The following is a 23,162-nucleotide window of genomic DNA, read 5'->3' as shown; positions in this document are numbered from 1 at the left end:
TGCAATCCTCGATTACGCATCCGGCACCGCCTGGAACGGTGCTTCTTTATCCGTGCGTCCTTTGCTGCCCCAGGCGGAGATACCGACCTTGAGCGCATAGAACAGGATGCTGAAGACCACGAACAGGAACAGCGCCGTCAGCGTTGCGTTGGTGTAAGCGTTGAAGATCACGTGCTGCATCTGAGTGATGTCCTTGGCCGGGGCGAGGATCTGACCGTTGGCCAGCGCATCGCTGTATTTTTTCGCCAGCGACAGGAAGCCGATCGCCGGGTTGGCGTCGAACAGCTTGATGAAACCGGCGGTGGTGGTGCAGATCAGCAGCCACACGGCTGGCAGCATGGTCACCCAGACGTAACGCTGGCGTTTCATTTTGATCAGCACAACGGTGCCGAGCATCAGCGCGATACCGGCCAGCATCTGGTTGGAGATACCGAACAACGGCCACAAGGTGTTGATGCCGCCCAGTGGATCGATGACGCCCTGGTACAACAACCAGCCCCACATCGCCACGCAACCAGCGGTCGCGATCAGGTTGGCGGTCCAGGATTCGGTGCGTTTCAGCGCCGGCACGAAGGAACCGAGCAAGTCCTGCAGCATGAAACGCCCGGCACGGGTGCCGGCATCAACGGCCGTCAGGATGAACAGCGCTTCAAACAGAATCGCGAAGTGATACCAGAACGCCATGGTGTTTTCACCCGGCAGGACACTGTGCAGGATCTGCGCGATACCGACCGCCAGGGTCGGCGCACCGCCGGCACGGGCCAGGATCGTGGTTTCACCGATGTCCTTGGCCACCGCTTGCAGCGCTTCCGGGGTGATTGCAAAGCCCCAACTGCTGACGGTTTGGGCCACGGTCACCACATCGCTGCCGACGACTGCCGCCGGGCTGTTCATGGCGAAATACACACCTGGCTCGATCACCGAAGCCGCCACCATCGCCATGATGGCGACGAAGGATTCCATCAGCATGCCGCCGTAACCGATGTAACGGGCGTTGACTTCGTTATCCAGCAATTTCGGCGTGGTGCCGGAGGAGATCAGCGCGTGGAAACCCGAGACCGCGCCGCAGGCGATAGTGATGAACAGGAACGGGAACAACCCGCCTTTCCACACCGGGCCAGTGCCGTCGATGAACTGGGTCAGTGCCGGCATCTTCAGCTCAGGCATGGTGACCAGGATGCCGATCGCCAAGGCCACGATGGTGCCGATTTTCAGGAAGGTCGAGAGGTAGTCGCGCGGCGCCAGAATCAGCCAGACCGGCAGCGAGGCGGCTACAAAACCGTAACCGACCAGCATCCACGTAATCTGTACGCCAGTGAAGGTAAAGGCTTTGGCCCAGACCGGATCGGCGGCAATCTGCCCACCGAGCCAGATCGAGCCCAGCAGCAACAGCACCCCGACCACGGAGATTTCGCCAATGCGGCCCGGGCGGATGTAGCGCATGTAAATGCCCATGAACATCGCGATCGGGATGGTCGCCATCACCGTGAATATGCCCCAAGGACTTTCGGCCAGAGCTTTCACGACAATCAATGCCAGCACCGCGAGGATGATGATCATGATCAGGAAGCAGCCAAACAGCGCAATGGTCCCGGGGATGCGGCCCATTTCTTCACGGACCATGTCGCCCAGGGAACGGCCGTTGCGGCGAGTGGACATGAACAGGACCATGAAGTCCTGAACCGCACCGGCCAGCACCACGCCGGCAATCAGCCACAGCGTACCGGGCAGATAGCCCATCTGTGCAGCCAATACCGGACCGACCAGCGGCCCCGCGCCAGCGATGGCGGCGAAGTGGTGACCAAAAAGAATGTGTTTGTTGGTGGGGACGTAGTCCAGACCATCATTGTTGAGCACGGCGGGGGTGGCCCGTCGCGGGTCGAGTTGCATCACATTGTTGGCGATGAACAGACTGTAGTAACGGTAGGCAACCAGATAAATGGCCACGGCTGCAACCACAATCCACAAGGCGTTGATCGCCTCGCCTCGACGCAATGCCACGACACCAAGGGCGCACGCTCCCACGATTGCCAGCAGCAGCCAGGGTAGATGGCGTAGCAGGCTATTATTATTTTTCATTTTATGATTCCAGCCAGGGTGGACAAGAAAGACAGCCACCCCGAGTTTAGCTCGCCTGACGGCAAAGGCCATACCCCGACATTGGTCTAGAGGACTGTCCTCACTGGCAGGCTTTGACCGTGGCGGTCTATAGTCAGCGAACATCAAGAGGATTGCGCCATGAGTGAGCTCCCCGCCGATCGCCGCCGCTTCAAACGTATTGCGTTCGATGCCAGAACAGAGCTGAGCCAGGGAGAGTTCATCTGGCCGGTAAAGCTGATCGACCTGTCACTCAAAGGGCTGCTGATCGAGAAGCCCGAGCCGTGGCTGGGTAATCCGGACAAGCATTTCCTGGTCGATATTCATCTTAACGAAGACGTCGAGATCAAGATGGATGTGATGTTGACCCACGATGATCATGGTCAACTCGGGTTCGTCTGCAAACACATCAGCCTGGAATCGATTCAACGCCTGCGGCGGTTGATCGAGTTCAACCTGGGGGATCCCAAGGAACTGGAGCGCGAATTGGGCGCGCTCATAGAAGTCTGAAGACTCGACACTGATCCAATGTGAAGCGAGCCTGCTCGCGATAGCGGAATGCCAGTCGACATAAATGTTGAATGTCAGATCGCTATCGCGAGCAGGCTCGCCCCCACAGGATTGTGTGCTGCCTGCGACTACTCGAACAATGCGTCGAGGGCCTGCTCCAGACGGGTCACGGCAATAATCTGCAACCCCGGCGGCGCTTCCTTGGGCGCATTGCCCTTGGGCACGATGGCGCGTTTGAAGCCGTGCTTGGCGGCTTCCTTCAAGCGTTCCTGGCCACTCGGCACCGGGCGCACTTCGCCTGACAGCCCGACTTCACCGAACACCAGCAAATCATGGGGCAGCGGGCGGTTGCGCAAACTGGACATGACCGCCGCCATCAGCGCCAGGTCGGACGCCGTTTCCAGCACCTTCACCCCACCGACCACGTTGAGGAAGACGTCCTGATCGTGGGTCGGAATTCCGCCGTGACGATGCAGTACCGCCAGCAACATCGCCAGACGATTCTGATCCAGCCCCAGCGTGACCCGGCGCGGGTTCGCCAAATGGCTGTCATCCACCAGCGCCTGGACTTCCACCAGCATCGGCCGCGTTCCTTCCCACGTCGCCATGACCACGCTGCCCGGCACTTCTTCCTGCGCACGAGTGAGAAAAATCGCTGACGGGTTGGAGACTTCTTTCAGGCCCTTGTCGGTCATGCCGAAAACGCCCAACTCGTTGACAGCGCCGAAACGGTTTTTCACCGCGCGCAACAGACGCAGCCGTCCATCGGATTCGCCTTCGAAATACAGCACCGTATCGACCATGTGCTCCAGCACGCGCGGCCCGGCCAAGGCGCCTTCTTTTGTCACGTGGCCGACCAGGAAAATCGCCGTGCCGCTCTGCTTGGCATACCGCACCAGCAACGCGGCACTTTCCCTCACCTGCGACACGCCGCCCGGTGCCGATTGCAGTTGTTCGGTGAAGATGGTCTGAATGGAGTCGATCACCATGACCTTGGGCTTTTCGACCCGGGCGGTGGCAATGATGGTTTCGATGCAGGTTTCGGTCATCACCCGCAGCTGATCCTGCGGCAGGCCCAGACGTCGGGCGCGCATGGCCACCTGCTGCTGGGATTCTTCACCGGTGACGTACAGCGCCGGCATGACTTTGGCGAGGTTGCACAAGGTTTGCAGGAGAATGGTCGACTTGCCGATGCCCGGATCACCGCCGATCAGCACCACCGAACCATCCACCAGGCCACCGCCCAACACCCGATCGAGTTCACTGGACGCGGTGGAGAAGCGCGGAATCTCTTCGACGCTGACTTCGGCCAGGGTCTTGATCTGAGCCTGCTGGCCGGTCCAACCGGTGCGACCGCTGGGTGCTGCGGCACCGCCGCTCTCGACCATGGTTTCGGTCAGCGTGTTCCAGGCCCCGCACTCGCCGCACTGGCCGGCCCACTTGGGGAAGGTTGAGCCGCACTCGGTGCAGCCGTACATGCGCTTGGCCTTGGCCATCTGAACTCCCGGCAAAAACCGCGATGATAGCTCAGCTGACGCGGATCAGCGCGGCACCGCTGTGCGGATTTCACCGTTGGCCAGACGCGCGGCGCTGTTGCCCAACGGATCTTCGGCATTCAGGTCGGCGCCCTTGGCCTTGAGCTCATCCAGCAATTCGACTCGCTTGAACAGTCCCGCGTACATCGCGGCCGTCTGGCCAGCGCCGTTACGTTGGTCGGGGCTGCAATGGGCGGCCAACAGGGTTTTGGCGATCTGGATTTCGCCCTTGAAAATGGCGCCCATCAGGGCGGTGTTGCCGCGCTGATCCTGCGCGCAGGCATCGGCCCCTGCCGCGAGCAAACGGTCCACGGCGGCTGCCTGGCCGTGATAAGCCGCAAGAATCAGCGCGGTGTAACCCTTGCTGTCGCGGGTATCGAGGGCGTAACCGGCCTCTATGAAGGTATCGAGCATCGGCACGTCGCCACGGCGGGCGGCGTCGAAGTAGTAATTTTTCAGTTGAACCTTCAGCGCTGCGGGATCTTCGGCCGGCGCGCCGAATACGCTGAAACACACGCACGCCAGAAACAGCGATAGGCAAAAACGCATGGCAATCTCCTTGGTCTGACGGGACCTCGTCAGAGGCCCCGCTTTTTCAGGCAAACGCGATCAGTCCGCCAGCTTGGCCGCCAGTGCCTTGACCCGGCCCAGATCACCCTTGGCCACCTTGGTCACGCCGCTCCCGTATTCCGGGTCGGCCTTATAAAGGAAGGACAGGATGATGTGCTTGCTCTCGTCATCGGTGGTGGCCAGTGAGCCGCCGAAGCTCTCGATCAGGTCCTTGCGTTCTTTCTTGCTGAACGAGCGATACAGATCGCCGGCCTGCTTGAAGTTCTGCTCACGCTGGATCTTCGCCTGCTGCGTGCTGCCCGACAGGGCCGACTGGCTGTAACGTGCGGTTTGCGACTCGTCACGAGGCAGCAAACGGCTCGGCTGATAATTCACGCCGCTGCTGCTATGGCCGATGTTCATCGCGCCATCCTGATTACCGTTGTTCACGGCGACCTTGGGTGCATTGATTGGCAATTGCAGTGCATTGGCGCCCAGGCGATACAGTTGAGTATCGGCATAAGAGAACACCCGACCTTGTAATAAGCGATCTTCGGAAGGTTCGATGCCTGGAACAAGATTGGCCGGTGCCATGGCAACTTGTTCTGTTTCCTGGAAGACATTTGCCGGATTTCGGTTCAACACCATTTGTCCAACTTTTCGTTCAGGAACTCCGGGCCAGATTTTGGTTGCGTCCAATGGATCGAAATCAAACTTGTACAAGTCTTTAGGATTTAACACCTGGACGTACAAGTCCCATTTTGGAAAGTTACCCTTGTTAATATGAGACACCAAATCATTAGTCATATGACTGTAGTCTCGACCTTGAACGTTGGTTACTGCTTTTGGATCGAGGTTATTAATCCCCTGCAGACTTTTCCAGTGAAACTTCACGTAGTGAACTTCACCCTTGGCATTAACTAACTTGTAAGCATGAACACCGTTACCGTCCATTTCCCGATAACTGGCGGGTGTACCGGAATTGGAATACAACTCCGTCAGCGTGCGAGTGGCCTCTGGAACATGGGAAAAGAAATCGAAGCGGCGGGCATCATCGTCCAGGTTGGTACGTGGGTCCGGCTTGAAGGCGTGGACCATGTCCGGGAATTTGATGGCATCACGAATGAAAAAGGTCGGAAAATTGTTGCCGACCAGGTCCCAGTTGCCGTCCGCCGTATAGAACTTGGTGGCAAAGCCCCGGGGGTCACGCAGGGTTTCTGGCGAATGGTTGCCGTGGACGACCGCCGAGAAACGCACAAACACCGGCGTGCTTTGACCGCCTGCGAATACCTTGGCCTTGGTCAAGTCACTCAGGTCGTCCGTCACGGTAAAGGTGCCGTGGGCACCGGTGCCGCGGGCATGCACGACGCGCTCGGGAATGCGCTCACGATCAAAGCGTTGGAGCTTCTGGATCAGTTGCACGTCCTGTAGCAGCACCGGGCCATTGGCACCGGCGGTTTGCGAGTTCTGGTTGTCGCCGACGGCAGCACCGTTATCGCGGGTCAGGGGGGCAGCGTGGACGGAGAAGGTCAGCAGGCTGGCGGTTAATACGCCAAGGGTACGCCGATGGGGGAAAGCCCCAAGGCCAAGGGTCGAAGTCATATCAGGTTCCTCTGTTTTCAAGGCGCACTCCAAGTGCGCTGCCCAGAGGCTAGTGGCCCGGAGCGCAGAACATAAATAGAAAGAACGTAATGCGATGATTCAGAGAATTGTGTGGCTAATCAGCCTGTTAGCGCGTAGTTCGCGCGCGATTGCTGGCACTTTGCAAACTAAATGCCTGCAAATGTGTCGATAAACACGGGCATTGTAAGAAGGCGTTTCGAGCAGGACAGGATTTGCTGATTTACACTGCGTTCACCAACCTCATCTGTAACAAGGAAATAACCTATGGGCGTGATAAGTGAGTTCAAGGCCTTCGCGGTCAAAGGTAATGTGGTCGACATGGCCGTCGGTATCATCATCGGCGCCGCGTTCGGCAAGATCGTTTCATCGTTTGTCGGTGACGTGGTGATGCCGCCAATCGGCCTGCTGATCGGTGGGGTGGACTTCAGTGACCTGGCGGTTACCCTCAAGGCAGCCAACGGCGATATCCCGGCGGTGGTGCTGGCCTACGGCAAGTTCATCCAGAGCCTGATCGACTTCATCATCGTCGCCTTCGCGATCTTCATGGGCGTCAAAGCCATCAACCGTCTGAAACGCGAGGAGGCCGTTGCGCCCACCCTGCCGCCGGTTCCAACCAAGGAAGAAGAGCTGTTGAGCGAGATCCGTGACCTGCTCAAGGCCCAGAACAATCAGCCCTGAAGGCTGGTTGCGTGCAAAAGAACGGCGCCTTCGGGGCGCCGTTTTTTTTACCAGAAGTTCTCCACCGCCACTTGGCCGGGTCGTCGACTGAGGCTCAAGTGCATGTCCCGCTGCTTGAGCAGCTTGCGTGTGTCATCGATCATCTGGGGGTTGCCGCAGAGCATGACCCGCGAGTGCTCGGGCGTCAGCGCCACCCCCGCCACCCGCTCCAGTTCTCCGTTGTCTATCAGCGTCGTGATTCGCCCGTTAAGGGCGCCGGGGTGCTCCTCGCGCGTGACGGTCGCGATGAACTGCAACTTGTGCGCGTATTCGGCCAGATAGTCGCGCTGCGCCAGCCCCGCGATCAGCGCCTGATAAGCCAGCTCGCGGGCTTCCCTTACGCTGTAGACCAGGATGATCCGCTCGAATTTCTCCCACACCTCAAAGTCCTGCAGTATCGACAAAAATGGCGCCACGCCGGTGCCAGTGGATAGCAACCAGAGATCACGACCGTCGACGAAACGATCCAGCGTCAGGTAGCCGAAGGCCTGACGGTCCACCAACAGCGTATCGCCGACCTCCAGCCGACTCAGTTCGCTGGTGAACTCCCCGCCTGGCACCACGATGGAAAAGAACTCGAGAAATTCGTCATGGGGCGAGGAGACCATTGAATAGGCGCGCCATACCGTGCTGCCATCGGTCCGGGTAACGCCCAACCGGGCAAATTGCCCCGCCCGAAAACGAAAACCGGGGTCTCTGGTGGCCCGCAACGTGAACAGGTTGGGGGTCAACGGCTGAACGTCGGTCAGGGTCTGGCGAGTGAATTTTTCTGCGCTGGCGGTCATGGGGTGCTCCATTCAACAGATGCCCCAGTGTCCCGCAAAGCGAGTAATGTAAACACCGGTGATTTGTAGTGGCTTTAGACGAGCCACCCATGTCCTGGGGTTACTGATGCGATTGTAAGTGCCCCTCCTGTCACACTAACCAAAGGGTACAACACAAAATTCAATAGAAGCATTGGGTACAACATATAACGTTGTTAATCCTGACTAAGAACCAGTTATTTACTTTTCAACCTTTTCAAGAGCAAAAAAATTGCAGCCTCTTCGTAGGAATACTCCTACACTCGTGACGTGCCGGATTTCGGATCCAATGTGCACCCCCCAGATACCCCGTATGGAGTTACGCCAATGGAAATGTGGAAGGAATCACGCTTAAGACAGATATCTGAAGCGAGAGACGTTGGAGATGCCTATGAGATATCACTGGATTTCGTCAAAAGCCTTGGCTTTAATTTTTGTGCATTTTCAATCACTTCTCACTTACGAGGCCCACACTTCGATAGAGTGAATTTCAACAACTACCCAAGTGGCTGGAACGCGGAATATGAACAAAATCACTTCAGAGAAATAGACCCAGTAGTAGCTCATTGCAATCATTCAACAATGCCCATTTTATGGGAAGAGAAGGTTTATTCGAAGACACCAACGCTGTGGCAAGCACAGAAACAACTCGGTTTGCAGTATGGCTGGTCGCAATCGCTCCATGGCGACAACGGGCTGCGCAGCATGCTCAGCCTGGCAAGAAGCGACTGCCCCATCACCCCCTATGAATGGTATGAAAAACTGGGCTACACGATGTTCATCAGCAACCACCTGCATGGGCTCGTCGCTAAAAAATTGCCTGATCGCGTGAAGGATTACTGCAAACCGCATTTATCGGCACGCGAGATCGAGATATTGAAACTGTCAGCCGATGGCAAAACCGCCTACGAGATAGGCATCATCCTGTGCATCACTGAACGCACCACAAATTTTCATATTCACCGAGTAATAATGAAACTGGGCGTCAACAACAAGCTTGCGGCAGTGGTCGCAGCCACCAGGGCGTGCTTGATCTGAGCAGTACACCCCTAATAACCAGGAGGAAAAACCTGCGGGCAATCCAAAAGAAAAAAACGTACCATTTGCGGCTCCTCCAGAGTGTTGACGAATGCACCATTACGTCGCAGTCCACTCGGACGGTCCCGCCCGCTACAACGCTTCAGGCAGCGGGACACCACACCCGTTGACTACCCAGAGCCCCGCCTCATGCCCCTGCTCGAAACGCCCTTCGCCCAACTCGATCTGATCCGTCAGCCAGAACAACAGAACGAACCACTGCAAGCTTTCGATGCCGCAGACGAGTACATGCTCAATTATCTGGCCGAGCAGCAACCGGCCGCGGACACCCGAGTGTTGGTGCTCAACGATAGCTTCGGCGCGTTGGCCGCGAGCCTGGCGGGGCACGTTGTGGTGACCAGCAGCGGCGACTCGTTTCTGGCCTTCCAGGGCCTGGAAAAGAATCTGATCCGCAACGGCCAGGCCTTCGATGCCGTGCCGAGCGTACCGGCCAACGAAGCCTTTGCGGGGCCGTTTGACCGCGTGTTGATCCGGGTGCCGAAAACCCTGGCCTTGCTGGAAGAGCAACTGATTCGCCTGCAAAGCCAACTGGCCCCGGGTGCTCAGGTGATTGCAGCAGCGATGGTCAAGCATCTGCCCCGTGCCGCCGGTGATCTGCTGGAGCGTTACATCGGCCCGGTGCAAGCCTCGTTGGCGGTGAAAAAAGCCCGGCTGCTGATCGCAACGCCTGAAGCCAAAAGCCCAGCCGTGTCGCCCTACCCTTCACGCTATCAACTCGACACACCGGTGATCGAACTGCTGAACCACGCCAACGTGTTCTGCCGCGAAGGGCTGGACATCGGCACTCGAGCATTTCTTCCACACTTGCCACAGAACCTCGGGACAGCCCGCGTTGCCGATCTCGGTTGTGGTAACGGCGTACTGGCAATCGCCAGCGCTCTGCAAAACCCTGAGGCCCATTACACGCTGGTGGACGAGTCATTCATGGCGGTGCAATCGGCCGCCGAAAACTGGCGCGCAGCACTGGGTGATCGTGACGTGATCGTCCGCGCCGACGATGGCCTGGCCGGACAAGAACCGCAATCGCTGGACGTGGTGCTGTGCAATCCACCGTTTCACCAGCAACAAGTCGTAGGCGACTTTCTCGCCTGGCGGATGTTCCAGCAAGCGCGCGAAGCTCTGGTAACCGGCGGTGCGCTGTACATCGTCGGCAACCGTCACCTGGGTTACCACAGCAAGCTCGCGCGGCTGTTCCGTGGCGTCGAGCAAGTGGCGGCCACGCCGAAATTCGTCATTCTCAAAGCCCGCAAATAATCGCAGGTAAAAAAAACCCTCCGTGACAGGAGGGTTTGAATCCGTGCCGCAAGGCAACGGGGATGGGAATGTCGGGTGTTTCAGTGCGTGGACAGACCTGCGGCGTTCATGAACATGCGCATCAGGCTGGCCACGATAAACAGGGCCCCCACGCTACCGACCCAAATCAAGGCCAACCAACCGAGCCGCTGCCAAAGCGGTTTTTTCTCTGCCGCCTTGATTTCCTCCAGGGAATGTTTGCCAGCCATCATCTTGACCTCCTCTGAAACGGCGCAGGTTCAAGCCCTGCGCCATTGTCGTGTGCGCTAGTGATAACCGTCTTCGTGGGTCACCTTGCCGCGGAACACGTAGTAGCTCCAGAAGGTGTAACCCAGGATGAACGGGATGATGAACAGCGTACCGACCAGCATGAAGCCCTGGCTTTGCGGCGGTGCAGCAGCGTCCCAGATCGAGATCGAAGGCGGTACGATGTTGGGCCACAGGCTGATGCCCAGACCGCTGTAGCCGAGGAAGATCAGCACTAACGTCAGCAGGAATGGCGTGTAGTTCGCATTGCGGGCCACGGCGCGGATCAGACCGTACATGGTCACCAGCACCAGGATCGGTACCGGCAGGAACCAGAACAGGTTCGGCAGGGTAAACCAGCGAGCCGCGATCTCGGCATGGGCCAACGGGGTCCAGATACTGACGATACCGATCACCGCCAACACCACGAACGCCAACGGCCGCGCCAGATCATGCATCTGCTGCTGCAACTTGCCTTCGGTCTTCATGATCAGCCAGGTGCAACCCAGCAGCGCATAAGCCACCACCAACGCGAGGCCGCAGAACAGGGTGAACGGTGTCAGCCAGTCCAGTGAACCACCGGCAAACTGGCGATTGACCACCGGCAACCCATCGATGAATGCCCCCAGGGCCACCCCCTGGAAGAAGGTTGCGGCAATCGAACCGCCGATAAACGCCTTGTCCCAAAGGTGGCGCTTGTCGTCCTTGGCTTTAAAGCGGAACTCAAACGCAACGCCCCGGAAAATCAGCCCGATCAGCATGAAAATCAGCGGCAGGTACAGCGCCGAGAGCACCACCGAATAGGCCAGCGGGAACGCGCCGAACAACGCCGCGCCACCCAGTACCAGCCAGGTTTCGTTGCCGTCCCAGACCGGGGCGACGGTGTTCATCATCACGTCACGGTCGGTCTTGCCCGGGATGAAAGGGAAGAGAATCCCGATCCCCAGGTCGAAGCCGTCCATGACCACGTACATCATGATGCCGAAGATGATGATCACGGCCCAGATCAGCGGAAGATCAATACCCATGACTCAAATCTCCTTGGTCAGGCTGGGATCGTGGTCGTCGTCGGCGGAATCGTCGGCGGCGGACAGCGGACGAGCCGGCGTGCGCTTCTTGCCTGGACCACCTTCGGGCGTTTCCTTGCCTTCGTCGATCTTCGGCCCTTTGCGCACCAGGCGCATCATGTAGCCCAGACCGGCACCGAACAGCGCGAAATACACCACCACGAACAGGACCAGCGTGATGCTCATCTGCAGGAAGCTGTGATTGGAGGACGCGTCCGCCGTGCGCATGAGCCCATAAACCACCCACGGCTGACGGCCGATTTCAGTGGTGAACCAGCCCGCGAGGATCGCGATCAGGCCGGACGGCCCCATCCACAACGCCAGATATAGGAACGGACGCGAGGTGTACAACTTGTCACTCTTGCGCAGCCACAGGCTCCACAATCCGGTGAAGATCATCAGCATGCCCAGACCCACCATGATTCGGAACGACCAGAACACAATGGTGGAATTCGGCCGGTCTTCAGGCGGGAAGTCCTTGAGCGCCGGCACTTGCTTGTCCAGGGAATGGGTCAGGATCAGGCTGCCCAGGTAGGGAATCTCTACCGCGTATTTGGTCCGTTCTTCTTTCATGTCAGGCCAGCCGAACAGGATCAGCGGGGTCGGCTCATCGCCGTGATTTTCCCAGTGACCTTCGATCGCAGCGATTTTCGCCGGCTGGTGCTTGAGCGTGTTGAGCCCGTGAAAGTCACCGATGACCGCCTGAATCGGCGCCACGATCAATGCCATCCACATGGCCATCGAGAGCATGGTGCGGATCGCCGGGTTGTCCTTGCCGCGCAGCAAATGCCAGGCCGCGGAAGAGCCGACGAAGAAGGCAGTCGCGACGAACGCGGCCGTCGCCATGTGCATCAGGCGGTAGGGGAATGAGGGGTTGAAGATCACGGCGAACCAGTCGGTTGGAATGACCTGGCCATTAATGATTTCGAATCCTTGGGGGGTCTGCATCCAACTGTTGGAGGCGAGAATCCAGAAGGTCGATATCAGCGTGCCGATGGCAACCATGACCGTGGCGAAGAAGTGCAGATTGCGCCCGACCTTGTTCCAGCCGAACAGCATGACGCCGAGGAAACCGGCCTCAAGGAAGAACGCTGTGAGGACTTCGTACGTCAGCAACGGCCCGGTCACGGAACCGGCGAAATCCGAGAAGCGGCTCCAGTTGGTGCCGAACTGATACGCCATGACCAACCCGGACACCACACCCATGCCGAAGTTGACGGCAAAGATCTTCGACCAGAAATGGTACAGATCGCGGTAAGTGTCGTTGTTCGTCTTCAGCCACAAACCTTCGAGTACCGCCAGGTAACTCGCCAGGCCAATGGTGATAGCCGGGAACAGGATGTGGAACGAGATGGTGAACGCAAACTGAATTCGGGCGAGATCAAGCGCCTCCAAACCGAACATAAGTCTTCCTCTGTCAGGTAATACCGGCTGAAGGCTTGCGGCCTGCACCCACTGCCCCCACGGATATGGAGTGTGGCGAATTAGAATTCGTTCTTTTTTTACAAACGTCACAACGTAGGGAGTCTGGCCATCTGGCCACCGGATCATTTCCACAAGGGTCTTGATCTGGATCAAGCAATGGTTAAAAGAGTAGTCCCATTTTTGACGATGGACGGTGTGGTCTTTTGCCGCGTGACAGGTTGCCTCATAGCTCTACTCATGAACTGAAACACATTACCGGTGAGAGCGAGCCGGCTCGCGAAGCAGTGTGTCAGGCAGCAGAGGTGTCGACTGATACTCCATCATCACGAGCAGGCTCGCTCCCAAAGGGGAATGTCGGTGTTTTTGGAGATCGGTGTCTAGCTAACTAAATTTTCCCAGCCTGCAACTTCTGGTTACAGCTTGGTGATAATCTCGACCCTCACCTCGCTCAAGACCTGCCCTCAGATGCCCAGCCAAGCGCCCTTGCTGTTACGCCATCACCGCCCTTTTATCGCGTTCTGGCTGGCTCGGGTGTTTACCGCCAGCGGTTTTCAGATGCTCACCGTGGCCATCGGCTGGAATCTGTATCAACTGACCGGCAATGTGCTCGACCTGGGCTTGGTAGGGCTGGTGGAATTTGCTCCACGGGTTTTGTTCATGCTGCACACCGGGCACGTTGCGGACCGCTATGACCGGCGCAAGGTCGCGGCGATCTGCCAATCTCTGCAAGCGTTGATTGCCCTGTCCCTGGCCATCGGCAGCGCAACCGACCATGTCACCCGCGAGATGATCTTCATCCTCGCCTTCCTGCTCGGCGCCGCACGCTCCTTCGAGATGCCGACCACCCAGGCCCTGCTGCCGAGCATCGTGCCCAGCGCGCTGTTCCCCCGCGCCGTCGCCGCCGCGCAGTCGGCTCAACAATCAGCCACCATCGTCGCCCCGGCCCTTGGCGGTTTGCTCTATGCCTTCGGCAGCGTCTGGGTGTATGGCCCGACCGTGATCCTCTACCTCATTGCCTGCTTGTTGATGCTCAACCTGCCCGCCCGGCAAACACCGCTGAACAAGGGCAAGGCGACGCTGGACTCATTGCTCGCAGGCATCCGCTTCATTCGCAGTCGGCCGGACATTCTCGGGGCGATTTCCCTGGACCTGTTTGCGGTATTGCTCGGCGGGGCAACGGCACTGCTGCCGGTGTTCGCCAAAGACATCCTGTTGACAGGCCCCTGGGGCCTGGGTCTGTTGCGCTCAGCCCCGGCCGTCGGTGCGCTGCTGATGTCGCTGTACCTGGCGCGATTTGCCGTGGAGCGCCAAGTCGGGCGGGTAATGTTCACGGCCGTCGGTGTGTTCGGCGTCGCGACCATCGCGTTCGGCCTCTCGACTTCGTTCTGGTTTTCCCTGGCCGTGCTGGTGGTGTTGGGCGCAGCGGACATGATCAGCATGGTGATCCGCGCCTCCTTCGTGCAACTGGAAACCCCGGACGAAATGCGCGGCCGGGTCAGCGCCGTGAACGGTTTGTTCATCGGTGCTTCGAACCAGTTGGGCGAGTTCGAATCCGGCCTCACCGCCCATTGGTTCGGCACCGTGCCGGCGGTGGTCATGGGCGGTATCGGCACGCTGGTGGTGACCGGGGCGTGGATCAAATTGTTCCCGACCCTGGCCAACCGCGACCGTATGCATGTGCCAATCGAAGAAGCCAAGGCCTAGAGCAGTTTGTCCAGGGTGATGGGGAAATCCCTCACCCGTTTGCCAGTCGCGTGATAGATCGCATTGGCCACCGCTGCCGCCACGCCGACGATGCCGATCTCGCCCACGCCCTTGGAACCCAGGGCATTGACGATCTCGTCGTGTTCTTCGACAAACAGCACGTCAATGTCGCCGATATCAGCGTTTACCGGGATGTGGTATTCGGCCAGGCTGTGATTCATGTGACGACCCAGCGCATGGTCGGTCTGCGTCTCCTCGTGCAAGGCCATGCCGATGCCCCACACCACGCCACCGAGAATCTGGCTGCGGGCCATTTTCGGATTGACCACTCGACCCGCCGCAATCGCGCTGACCACCCGGTTCACCTTCACCGTGGCCAAGTCCTCATCCACCAGCACTTCGACGAACACCGCTGAATGGGTGGCGGTGGCGTAGGCTTCGCGCTTCTTGTCAGGCTCGGCATCAACCTGAACCTCAAGGGTGTCTTCGCCGCAGTCCCGGGCCAGGTCGGCCAGTTTTACCCGCGCATCGCCAAATGACAGATATCCGTCTTCAAAAGCCGCTTGTTCCGAGGTCACACCACTGAACGCGGGTGAGGTTTGCCGCGCAACGGCGAGCAGTTTTTCCTTTAAGGCTTCGCAAGCCTGCTGAACGGCCGTGCCGACCGACGACACCGTGAACGATCCGCCCTGCAATGGCGCGGTTGGCAATGAAGAGTCGCCAAGGACAAAAGTGACATCCTCTACCGAAACGCCTGACGCCTGCGCGGCAATTTGCGTCATGACCGTGTAGGTGCCCGTGCCGATATCGGTGGTGGCGCTACTGACGGTCAGCTTGCCGTTGTGATCAAGCGAAGCCTTGGCGCTGGCCTTCTGCTGCATCGCTTCCCAGACACCGCCGGCCATGCCCCAGCCCACTAACTGTCGACCCTGACGCATGCTGCGCGGTTCGGGATCGCGCTGATCCCAGCCAAAGCGTTTGGCACCTTGGGCGTAACATTCGCGCAAGGCTTTGCTGGAGTACGGTTTGTCTTCGTTCTGATTGCGCTCGGAATAATTGACCAACCGCAGCTGCACCGGATCGATGGCCAACGCACAGGCCAGTTCGTCCATCGCACATTCAAGGCCAATCAACCCCAGCGCCGCGCCTGGCGCTCGCATGTCGAGGGGCGTGAACACGTCCAGTGGCACAAGTTTGTAGGTCAACTGCACGTTGTCGCAGTGATAGAGCATGCCGCTCCACTCCACCACGTGCTCGGTGAAATCCTCGAAACGCGAGGTCTGGCCGATGGCGGTATGAGCCACCGCCAACAAGCGTCCATTGGCCGCAGCGCCCAATTGCAAACGTTGCAAAGTGCGCGGACGGTAGCCGAAGGTGAACATCTGCTGCCGAGTCAATGTCACTCGCACCGAACGCTTGAGGTGCAGCGCGGCCATCACGGCCAGCGCCAGTTGGTACTGCGGACGCAGGCCCGAGCCAAACGCACCGCCGACATACGCGGCGAAAATTCTGACCTGCTCTTTCTCAAGCCCGAACACCTTTTGCACGTATGACTGACAGTTCTGCGGCCCCTGAGTCTTGTCATGGATATGCAGACTGCCATCCGCCTGATAAAGCACTGTGCTGGCGTGCGGTTCCATCGGGTTGTGGTGTTCGATCGGCGTGCTGTAGTTCAGATCCAGACTCAGGGCGGCACCGGTAAATTCGGCCTGGAAGTTCCCACGAGGTTCAGGCAGTTCGGCGGGTGCCGGTTTGGCTTCGCCTTGCAGGCTCAACAGATCGGTCTGATGAGACTCGGTGTCGTATTCAATCCTTACCAGCGAACCGGCATAACGCGCCAACTCAAGGTTATCCGCAACGACGAGCGCCAGCGGCTGGCCGCTGTACAGGACCTTATCGTTGTACAACGGACGAAACGGCGATCCCTCAGCCGAGTCGGCGTCTTCGTAATCCTTGTCATAACTGGCGATTGTCGGACGCTGGAGGTGATCGATCACCGCGACAACACCGGGCAATGCCAGCGCCTCTGAGGCGTCAATGCTGAGCACGCGACCGCAGGCGATAGAACTTGAGACAACGCTGCCGTGGAGCAGGCCTTCCTCAGGAAACTCACCGGCGTAGCGGGCCTGGCCGGTAACTTTGAGAGGACCGTCGACCCGGTCCAGTGGCTGGCCCATGGGTAAGGTAAATGTGTTCATCGGGCTTGCCCTCCTCGCGCGGCATCGCTCAAGGCGCGAACAATTGCCTCTCGCGCCAGTTTGACCTTAAAGGCGTTATGTTCGAGCGGTTCGGCCTTCTGCAGGAGCATGTCGGCAGCGGCGCCGAAGGTTTCATGGTTGGCCACCTTACCCACCAGCCATTGCTCGACGGCATTGTCACGCCACGGTTTATGCGCCACGCCACCGAGGACCAAACGCGCTTCGCGAATGGCCGGCCCGGACAAGTCTAGCGCTGCGGCGACCGACACTAGGGCGAAGGCGTAAGAGGCGCGATCGCGAATCTTCAAATAATGGCTGTACTCGGCAAAACCGGCGGCGAGCAACTCGACCGCGGTAATGAGTTCATCGTCGGCCAGTTGGTTATCGCGCTCAGGGGCATCGCCCGGCAATCGGTGGAAGTCGGCAAACGTAATGGTTCTGGCACCGTCGCGCCCCTGGACGTGGACGATTGCCTCCAACGCCGCCAACGCCACACACATGTCGGAAGGATGGGTGGCGACGCAATGCGTACTGGCGCCGAGGATCGCGTGAATCCGGTTGAGACCGTCCCGTGCAGGGCAACCACTGCCGGGCTCCCGCTTATTGCACGGCACGCTGGCGTCGTAGAAGTAATAGCAGCGAGTGCGTTGCAGAAGATTGCCGCCGGTGCTGGCCATGTTGCGCAATTGCGGCGAAGCACCTGCCAGGATCGCCTGGGATAACAGCGGGTAACGCTGCTCAATCAGCGGGTGCCAGGCCAGATCGGCATTGCTGACCAAGGCGCCAATCATCACGCCGCCGCTGGCCGTTTCCTTGACCTCGCGTAGTGGCAAACCGGTGATATCGATCAAATGTTCGGGGCGAGTGAGGTTCTCTTTCATCAAATCCAGCAGATTCGTACCGCCGGCGATGAAGCGCGACGCCGGACTGGCGAGGTGCACGGCGTCCTGCACCGAATCGGGTTTGCTGTAGTGGAAAGGATTCATTGACCACCTCCTTGCCCAGGCTGGCGGCAGGAGGGAAGTACCTCTTCGATGGCATCGCGAATATTGTTGTAGGCACCGCAACGGCAGAGGTTTCCGCTCATCAGCTCCTGAATGTCCGCGCGGGAGTGCGCCCGCCCTTCATTCGCCAGACCGACCGCCGAACAGATCTGCCCCGGCGTGCAATAGCCACACTGAAAGGCATCGTGCTTGATGAAGGCTTGCTGCATGGGGTGCAACTCATCGCCGGTTGCCAGCCCTTCAATGGTGACCAGCTCTGCGCCGTCGCACATCACCGCCAGCGTCAGGCAGGCGTTCACCCGCTTGCCGTTGAGCAACACCGTGCAGGCGCCACACTGGCCATGATCGCAACCTTTTTTGGTGCCGATCAGGTCCAATTGCTCGCGCAGCAGGTCCAAAAGCGTGGTCCAGGGCAAGACCTCCAGTTGACGCTCCTGACCGTTGAGGGTCAGGCGTAACGGGTGACGAACGAAGGACGGCTGCGCCGCTTCGGGGGTGGTCGCACTCATAAACACCTCACGGTTAGTCGTAATAAGCGGCGTTTTGGCAAACCGCCGTCATAAGGGGTACGACTTCGGGGTGGCGAGAGTGTTCAAGGAAACTGATGGGCGCGGAAAGACCAGTATTGGAGCGGGCGAAGTGTTCGTTTGGCTGTTACTAAAAGGTTCGCGCAACTTGAAACCACGAGCAGTCAGACCACCAACTCAACCGCCACCGCAGCCCGAGCAGCTTTACCGCACAGTTGCTCCACCAGCGCCAGCGCAAACGGCAGCGCCGCCCCCGATCCCTGGGCAGTGATGCAGTTGCCGTCGACCACCACGGGCTGGTCGACAAAATTGCAGCCCGACAATCGATGGCTGGCCGATGGCAGGCAGGTCATGCGCCGCTGACGCAAGACGCCAAAGGCTTGCAACGCCAGCGCCGGGGACTCACCAATGCCGGCGAACAGGCGCCCGGCGGCGGCCTGGTCCTTGATCAACTGTTGCAGGGGTTGATGCGCGGCGAGGTGCTGGGAGCCCACCTCGCCTCCAGGCAATACGAGAAGGTCGAACGGCTGGGCCAGCAAGTCCACCAGCATTGCATCGGCGGTCAGGCGGGTACCGCGGGCACAAGTGATCATGCGTCGTCCTTCGATGCTTGCCACCACCACCTCAACGTTGGCGCGGCGCAATACATCGATCAGGGTAACGGTTTGCAGGTCGTCGATGCCCTCGGCGAGGGTGATCAAAGCTCTAAAGGTCATGGGCGCGGTCCACAGAATGATCTTTAAAGCGTAGTCAGCTTTCCTGACCCTTGTTCGAACGCAGCCGTTACTTGATGTAAAGCTGTGTCGACATCGTGTTGCGGGGCGCGTTGATGGACGTGTTGCTGAAGGTGAAGATGCCGTCCTGCTTGTCCTTCAGATCGAAGATGTACAGATAGCCGACGGTTGTTTCTCCGGATGCGCACTCCTTCAGGTTGCCGGTTTGATAGGCACACACCGCCGTCCGGGTGCCGTCTACGTTAAAACCATCCAGCGCGACGTGCGGACTAAGGCTGCCATATCCAATTTCCAGAACGTAGACCTTGATGTCCGGACCACTGTGGTCGCAGCTCGTCTGCTCCTGTTTCTCGACAATGTTTTCAAGACCACAGCCCGGCGACTGGACCTTGATCACTTTCACCTGGCTCAACGGAGCCGCCATCGCCGCCGAAGCAGTTTGCGCCCCCAGCCACAACGCCATCGCGACGCCCACCACCGCAATCCCACGCTTTTTAATGCACTTCATAACGCCCCCCCAAAACCAGCGCGCAGTATGGCTCACTTCGCTTTACGGCAAAACATCGACGACGATCGCAGCCATAAGCAGCCATAGCCCCACGCTGCTGGTATGATGCGCGGCTTTTTCCGGCCCACAGAAAATTACCAGGCGCTATCAGCGGTCTGTGCTTTGCTGTTGAGGTCGATACATTCACGGCGCCCGGCGCGCCACGGGGAGCAGACATGCTGGAAAGGCTGTTTCAACTCAAGGCACACAACACCAACGTGCGGACCGAGATTCTGGCGGGCGTCACGACCTTCTTGGCCATGGCCTACATTCTGTTCGTCAACCCGAGCATCCTCGGCGAGACCGGCATGGACAAGGGCGCGGTGTTTGTCGCGACCTGTCTGGCAGCAGCCATCGGCTCCACGGTGATGGGCCTGATCGCCAACTACCCGATCGCACTCGCGCCGGGCATGGGCCTGAACGCCTTCTTTACCTACACCGTGGTCCTGCACATGGGCCACACCTGGCAAGTGGCGCTGGGGGCGGTGTTCATCTCGGCGGTGCTGTTCTTCCTGTTGTCGATCTTCCGCATCCGCGAATGGATCATCAACAGCATCCCGCTGCCGCTGCGCTCAGCGATTGCCGCCGGTATCGGCCTGTTCCTGGCGCTGATCGCCCTGCATAACGCCGGCATCGTCGTCAGCAACCCGGCGACCATGGTCGGCCTCGGTGATTTGAAGCAACCCGCTCCGATCCTCGCGACCCTCGGTTTTGCCCTGATCGTTGCCCTCGAAGCGCTCGCCGTGCGCGGTGCGGTGCTGATCGGCATTCTGGTCGTGACCATCGCGTCCATCGCATTGGGCTTCACGCCGTTCGGCGGCGTGATGTCGATGCCACCGTCCCTGGCGCCGACCTTCCTGCAACTGGACATCAAAGGTGCGCTCGACATCGGTCTGGTCAGCGTGATTTTCGCTTTCCTGTTCGTCGACCTGTTCGATAACTCTGGCACCCTGATCGGCGTCGCCAAGCGCGCCGGCCTGATGGGCAAGGACGGCCATATGCCGAAAATGGGCCGCGCCCTGATCGCCGACAGCACCGCGGCCATGGCCGGTTCGCTGCTGGGCACCTCGACCACCACCAGCTACATCGAATCCGCCGCTGGCGTGAGTGCCGGTGGCCGTACCGGCCTCACGGCCGTCGTGGTGGCGATCCTGTTCCTGCTTGCGCTGTTCTTCTCGCCGTTGGCCGCCAGCGTTCCGGCGTTCGCCACCGCACCGGCGCTGCTGTTCGTCGCGGTGTTGATGACATCCGGCCTGGCCGAAATAGACTGGGATGACATCACCGTCGCCGCACCGGTCGTGGTCACTACGCTGGCCATGCCGTTCACGTATTCCATCGCCAACGGCATCGCCTTCGGTTTCATCTCTTGGACCGCGATCAAGTTGCTGTCCGGCCGCGGCCGTGAGCTGAACCCGGCGCTGGTGATTCTTTCGATTCTGTTTGTGATCAAGTTGGGTTGGTTCAACGCATGACTTTTGATTCCCAGGCCTACGCCGTTCAGCTCGAAGAAAAGGTCACGCGCCTGCGCGATCTGCTGGCCCCGTTCGATGCACCGGAACCTGCGGTGTTTGACTCGCCGTTGAAAAATTTCCGCCTGCGCGCCGAATTCCGCCTGTGGCGCGAAGGCGGCGATCGGCATTACGCGATGTTTTCCCAGGAAGACAAACGCACGCCGATCCTGATCGAAGCGTTCCCGATCGCCAGCCTGCGCATCAATGAACTGATGCCGCAGCTCAAGGCGGCCTGGAAGGCAAGTGCGGCGCTGAGCCACAAGCTGTTTCAGGTGGAGTTTCTGACCACCCTGGCCGGCGATGCGATGATCACCTTGTGCTATCACCGTCCACTGGATGAACACTGGCACGCGGCGGCATCGAAACTGGCCACCGACCTGAACGTCAGCGTTATCGGTCGTTCGAAAGGCAAACGCGAAGTGATTGGCCATGATTACGTGGTCGAGAAACTCGACGTCGGTGGCCGCACGTTCAGCTACCGCCAGCCCGAAGGTGCATTCACCCAGCCCAACGGCACCGTGAACCAGAAGATGCTCAACTGGGCTTACGACGCCCTCGGCGATCGCCCGGACGATTTGCTGGAGCTGTATTGCGGCAACGGCAACTTCACCCTGCCGCTGGCGACCCGTGTGCGCAAAGTGCTGGCCACGGAAATCAGCAAGACTTCGGTCAACGCCGCACTGAGCAACCTCAGCGAAAACGCTGTGGATAACGTCACCCTGGTGCGGTTGTCCGCAGAAGAGCTGACCGAAGCCCTGAATGAAGTTCGCCCGTTCCGTCGCCTGCAGGGGATCGATCTGAAGAGCTACGAATTCGGTAGCGTCTTCGTCGACCCGCCTCGCGCCGGCATGGACCCGGACACCTGCGAACTGACCCGGCGCTTCGACAACATCCTCTATATCTCCTGCAACCCGGAAACCCTGGCCGCCAACATCGCCCAGTTGCACGACACCCATCGCATCACCCAGTGCGCGATGTTCGACCAGTTTCCGTGGACACATCACATGGAATCCGGGGTGTTGCTGACCCGTCGTTGAAAGTCAGTCGCTTAGACAAATCAGCCGTCATCACGACGGCTTTTTTGTGGGTGCTCAATCGGTGACATCTGTCTTGCGCGGACGCCCGCCTTTTCGGCCATTGGCCCGCGCGGCCTCGGCTTTGGCGGCGCTGCTTTGGCGACCATTGCGCGAGGCGATGACCGAGGCAGCCATGTCCATCAACGGCTTGCTCGCCGAAATCATCCCAGCGATGGACACGTGCAGATCCTTGCCTTCATGGCACAGGGCGGTTCCGGAAAAGCCGACTTTGAGGTCTGCGAAATCCTCGACGTCAAAATCATCAAATTCCGGATAGTGCTGCACGGGCAGCAGCACGCCACTGCCATCAATGAAACTGACCGCCAGACAAGGCTCCACAAACCTCACCGAAGTCGCCTGCAATCCGCTCTTCTGGCGCACTTGCCCGCGCTGGATGGCTTCATCCAGCACGACCTCGGTGACAGGCCGATCGACCAGCATGCCTGCCTGTATCGTTTTCATAGTTGGATCTCCACACCCTCAGGAGCGCCGATCAGCGCCAACAGGGTCTTGTTCGTCTCGGGTTCATAGCAAGCCGAGCCAATCATCCAGGCCGTACTCGCAATCCTTTTTATCACCACGACTTCGCTGGCCTGCCAGTCCCAAATCTGATGATCAAGACAGACCGTGTGCAACTCGCCCCACCAGATGGCACGGGCGCGGCGCAAGTGGGCGGGTTGGCCGAGTGCGTGACGCAATCCTTCCAGCACGGCCACTGGCGGCCGATTTGAATGAGGAACCACATCCCACAGCTCGACGCTGTTGTGCCAAAAGCAGAATTTGAAGCGTGCGCTCCAGCTTCCGGCGTCCACATGTGCGTGAGGTGGACAGTGCTCATCACGCAACATGATCACCATTGAAAACCCTTTGTAGCTGAATAACCGCATACCAACCCATC

The 23,162-nt window shown here is 59.2% G+C and carries 22 protein-coding genes; 7 read left to right on the top strand and 15 right to left on the bottom strand.

The genetic code is table 11. The features are described 5' to 3' along the window. Nucleotides 1-12 precede the first annotated feature (12 nt). Nucleotides 13-2,079, bottom strand: coding sequence for a carbon starvation CstA family protein (locus AC1ROI_RS16785; protein WP_102593914.1), 2,067 nt, complete (start codon nt 2,077-2,079; stop codon nt 13-15). 159 nt (nt 2,080-2,238) lie between these two features. On the opposite strand from AC1ROI_RS16785, the gene AC1ROI_RS16780 reads away from it, so the two are divergent. Further along, complete coding sequence (locus tag AC1ROI_RS16780) at nt 2,239-2,607, top strand: PilZ domain-containing protein (protein ID WP_102593915.1); 369 nt, start codon at nt 2,239-2,241, stop codon at nt 2,605-2,607. A gap of 128 nt (nt 2,608-2,735) precedes the next feature. On the opposite strand, the gene radA is transcribed toward AC1ROI_RS16780, so the two are convergent. The 3 genes from radA to katB are packed head-to-tail and all read right to left on the bottom strand — an operon-like array spanning nt 2,736 to nt 6,293. Beyond that, on the bottom strand, nt 2,736-4,103 hold the full coding sequence (radA, locus tag AC1ROI_RS16775; RefSeq protein WP_010467488.1) for a DNA repair protein RadA: 1,368 nt from the start codon (nt 4,101-4,103) through the stop codon (nt 2,736-2,738). Nucleotides 4,104-4,148: 45 nt separating this feature from the next. Continuing rightward, nucleotides 4,149-4,691, bottom strand: a complete 543-nt coding sequence (locus AC1ROI_RS16770; RefSeq protein WP_102593916.1) for an ankyrin repeat domain-containing protein — start codon at nt 4,689-4,691, stop codon at nt 4,149-4,151. Nucleotides 4,692-4,751: 60 nt separating this feature from the next. Next, nucleotides 4,752-6,293 (bottom strand): catalase KatB, encoded by a 1,542-nt coding sequence (gene katB / locus AC1ROI_RS16765; RefSeq protein WP_077749408.1) that lies wholly within the window; start codon nt 6,291-6,293, stop codon nt 4,752-4,754. A gap of 285 nt (nt 6,294-6,578) precedes the next feature. Between katB and mscL the strand changes: the two genes are divergently transcribed. Further along, on the top strand, nt 6,579-6,992 hold the full coding sequence (gene mscL, locus AC1ROI_RS16760) for a large-conductance mechanosensitive channel protein MscL (protein ID WP_010467482.1): 414 nt from the start codon (nt 6,579-6,581) through the stop codon (nt 6,990-6,992). Between the two features lie 47 nt (nt 6,993-7,039). Here mscL and AC1ROI_RS16755 read toward each other — a convergent pair whose 3' ends face one another. Next, nucleotides 7,040-7,816 carry a ferredoxin--NADP reductase gene (locus AC1ROI_RS16755; RefSeq protein ID WP_010467481.1) on the bottom strand — a complete coding sequence of 259 codons (777 nt, stop codon included), beginning with the start codon at nt 7,814-7,816 and terminating at the stop codon, nt 7,040-7,042. A gap of 345 nt (nt 7,817-8,161) precedes the next feature. On the opposite strand from AC1ROI_RS16755, the gene AC1ROI_RS16750 reads away from it, so the two are divergent. Together AC1ROI_RS16750 and AC1ROI_RS16745 are read left to right on the top strand one after the other, a co-directional pair. Beyond that, nucleotides 8,162-8,872, top strand: a complete 711-nt coding sequence (locus tag AC1ROI_RS16750) for an autoinducer binding domain-containing protein (RefSeq protein WP_077749409.1) — start codon at nt 8,162-8,164, stop codon at nt 8,870-8,872. Nucleotides 8,873-9,061: 189 nt separating this feature from the next. Beyond that, the gene (locus AC1ROI_RS16745; RefSeq protein WP_102593917.1) at nt 9,062-10,186 is read left to right on the top strand and encodes a methyltransferase; all 1,125 of its coding nucleotides are present in this window, start codon (nt 9,062-9,064) and stop codon (nt 10,184-10,186) included. 80 nt (nt 10,187-10,266) lie between these two features. Here AC1ROI_RS16745 and AC1ROI_RS16740 read toward each other — a convergent pair whose 3' ends face one another. From AC1ROI_RS16740 to AC1ROI_RS16730, 3 genes are read right to left on the bottom strand one after another with little or no spacing between them, the layout of a single operon-like run. Next, the gene (locus AC1ROI_RS16740) at nt 10,267-10,434 is read right to left on the bottom strand and encodes a DUF2474 domain-containing protein (protein WP_010467474.1); all 168 of its coding nucleotides are present in this window, start codon (nt 10,432-10,434) and stop codon (nt 10,267-10,269) included. A gap of 57 nt (nt 10,435-10,491) precedes the next feature. Next, on the bottom strand, nt 10,492-11,499 hold the full coding sequence (gene cydB, locus AC1ROI_RS16735) for a cytochrome d ubiquinol oxidase subunit II (RefSeq protein WP_083375711.1): 1,008 nt from the start codon (nt 11,497-11,499) through the stop codon (nt 10,492-10,494). Between the two features lie 3 nt (nt 11,500-11,502). Continuing rightward, a complete protein-coding gene (locus tag AC1ROI_RS16730) occupies nt 11,503-12,942 on the bottom strand; it encodes a cytochrome ubiquinol oxidase subunit I (protein ID WP_102599721.1) in 1,440 nt (479 codons plus the stop codon). Nucleotides 12,943-13,428: 486 nt separating this feature from the next. Between AC1ROI_RS16730 and AC1ROI_RS16725 the strand changes: the two genes are divergently transcribed. Further along, nucleotides 13,429-14,667 (top strand): MFS transporter, encoded by a 1,239-nt coding sequence (locus AC1ROI_RS16725; RefSeq protein WP_083375710.1) that lies wholly within the window; start codon nt 13,429-13,431, stop codon nt 14,665-14,667. On the opposite strand, the gene AC1ROI_RS16720 is transcribed toward AC1ROI_RS16725, so the two are convergent. The 5 genes from AC1ROI_RS16720 to AC1ROI_RS16700 form a co-directional block, all read right to left on the bottom strand. Further along, nucleotides 14,664-16,865, bottom strand: coding sequence for a xanthine dehydrogenase family protein molybdopterin-binding subunit (locus AC1ROI_RS16720; RefSeq protein WP_102593918.1), 2,202 nt, complete (start codon nt 16,863-16,865; stop codon nt 14,664-14,666). The genes AC1ROI_RS16725 and AC1ROI_RS16720 overlap by 4 nt on opposite strands. Next, nucleotides 16,862-17,851 carry an FAD binding domain-containing protein gene (locus AC1ROI_RS16715; protein ID WP_102593919.1) on the bottom strand — a complete coding sequence of 330 codons (990 nt, stop codon included), beginning with the start codon at nt 17,849-17,851 and terminating at the stop codon, nt 16,862-16,864. The genes AC1ROI_RS16720 and AC1ROI_RS16715 overlap by 4 nt, the downstream gene beginning before the upstream one ends. Further along, nucleotides 17,848-18,378 (bottom strand): (2Fe-2S)-binding protein, encoded by a 531-nt coding sequence (locus tag AC1ROI_RS16710; protein ID WP_077749414.1) that lies wholly within the window; start codon nt 18,376-18,378, stop codon nt 17,848-17,850. Before AC1ROI_RS16710 ends, AC1ROI_RS16715 begins: the two co-directional genes overlap by 4 nt. 182 nt (nt 18,379-18,560) lie before the next feature. After that, entirely contained in the window at nt 18,561-19,112 is a 552-nt protein-coding gene (locus tag AC1ROI_RS16705; RefSeq protein WP_102593920.1) for a DJ-1 family glyoxalase III, read from the bottom strand. 67 nt (nt 19,113-19,179) lie between these two features. Next, nucleotides 19,180-19,638 (bottom strand): DUF4879 domain-containing protein, encoded by a 459-nt coding sequence (locus AC1ROI_RS16700; RefSeq protein WP_102593921.1) that lies wholly within the window; start codon nt 19,636-19,638, stop codon nt 19,180-19,182. 215 nt (nt 19,639-19,853) lie between these two features. Between AC1ROI_RS16700 and AC1ROI_RS16695 the strand changes: the two genes are divergently transcribed. Both AC1ROI_RS16695 and trmA read left to right on the top strand, forming a co-directional pair. Then, a complete protein-coding gene (locus AC1ROI_RS16695; protein ID WP_010467459.1) occupies nt 19,854-21,149 on the top strand; it encodes an NCS2 family permease in 1,296 nt (431 codons plus the stop codon). Beyond that, nucleotides 21,146-22,225 carry a tRNA (uridine(54)-C5)-methyltransferase TrmA gene (gene trmA, locus AC1ROI_RS16690; RefSeq protein ID WP_010467457.1) on the top strand — a complete coding sequence of 360 codons (1,080 nt, stop codon included), beginning with the start codon at nt 21,146-21,148 and terminating at the stop codon, nt 22,223-22,225. Before AC1ROI_RS16695 ends, trmA begins: the two co-directional genes overlap by 4 nt. Nucleotides 22,226-22,279: 54 nt before the next feature. Here trmA and AC1ROI_RS16685 read toward each other — a convergent pair whose 3' ends face one another. Beyond that, complete coding sequence (locus AC1ROI_RS16685) at nt 22,280-22,726, bottom strand: DUF2442 domain-containing protein (protein ID WP_010467455.1); 447 nt, start codon at nt 22,724-22,726, stop codon at nt 22,280-22,282. Beyond that, complete coding sequence (locus AC1ROI_RS16680) at nt 22,723-23,151, bottom strand: DUF4160 domain-containing protein (protein ID WP_102593922.1); 429 nt, start codon at nt 23,149-23,151, stop codon at nt 22,723-22,725. Before AC1ROI_RS16680 ends, AC1ROI_RS16685 begins: the two co-directional genes overlap by 4 nt. Nucleotides 23,152-23,162 lie beyond the last annotated feature (11 nt).

It is taken from the genome of Pseudomonas sp. GW823-FHT02C02 (assembly GCF_058797635.1).
Note: the sequence above shows the minus strand (reverse complement) of the source record. Positions and strands in the feature narration are given on the sequence as shown.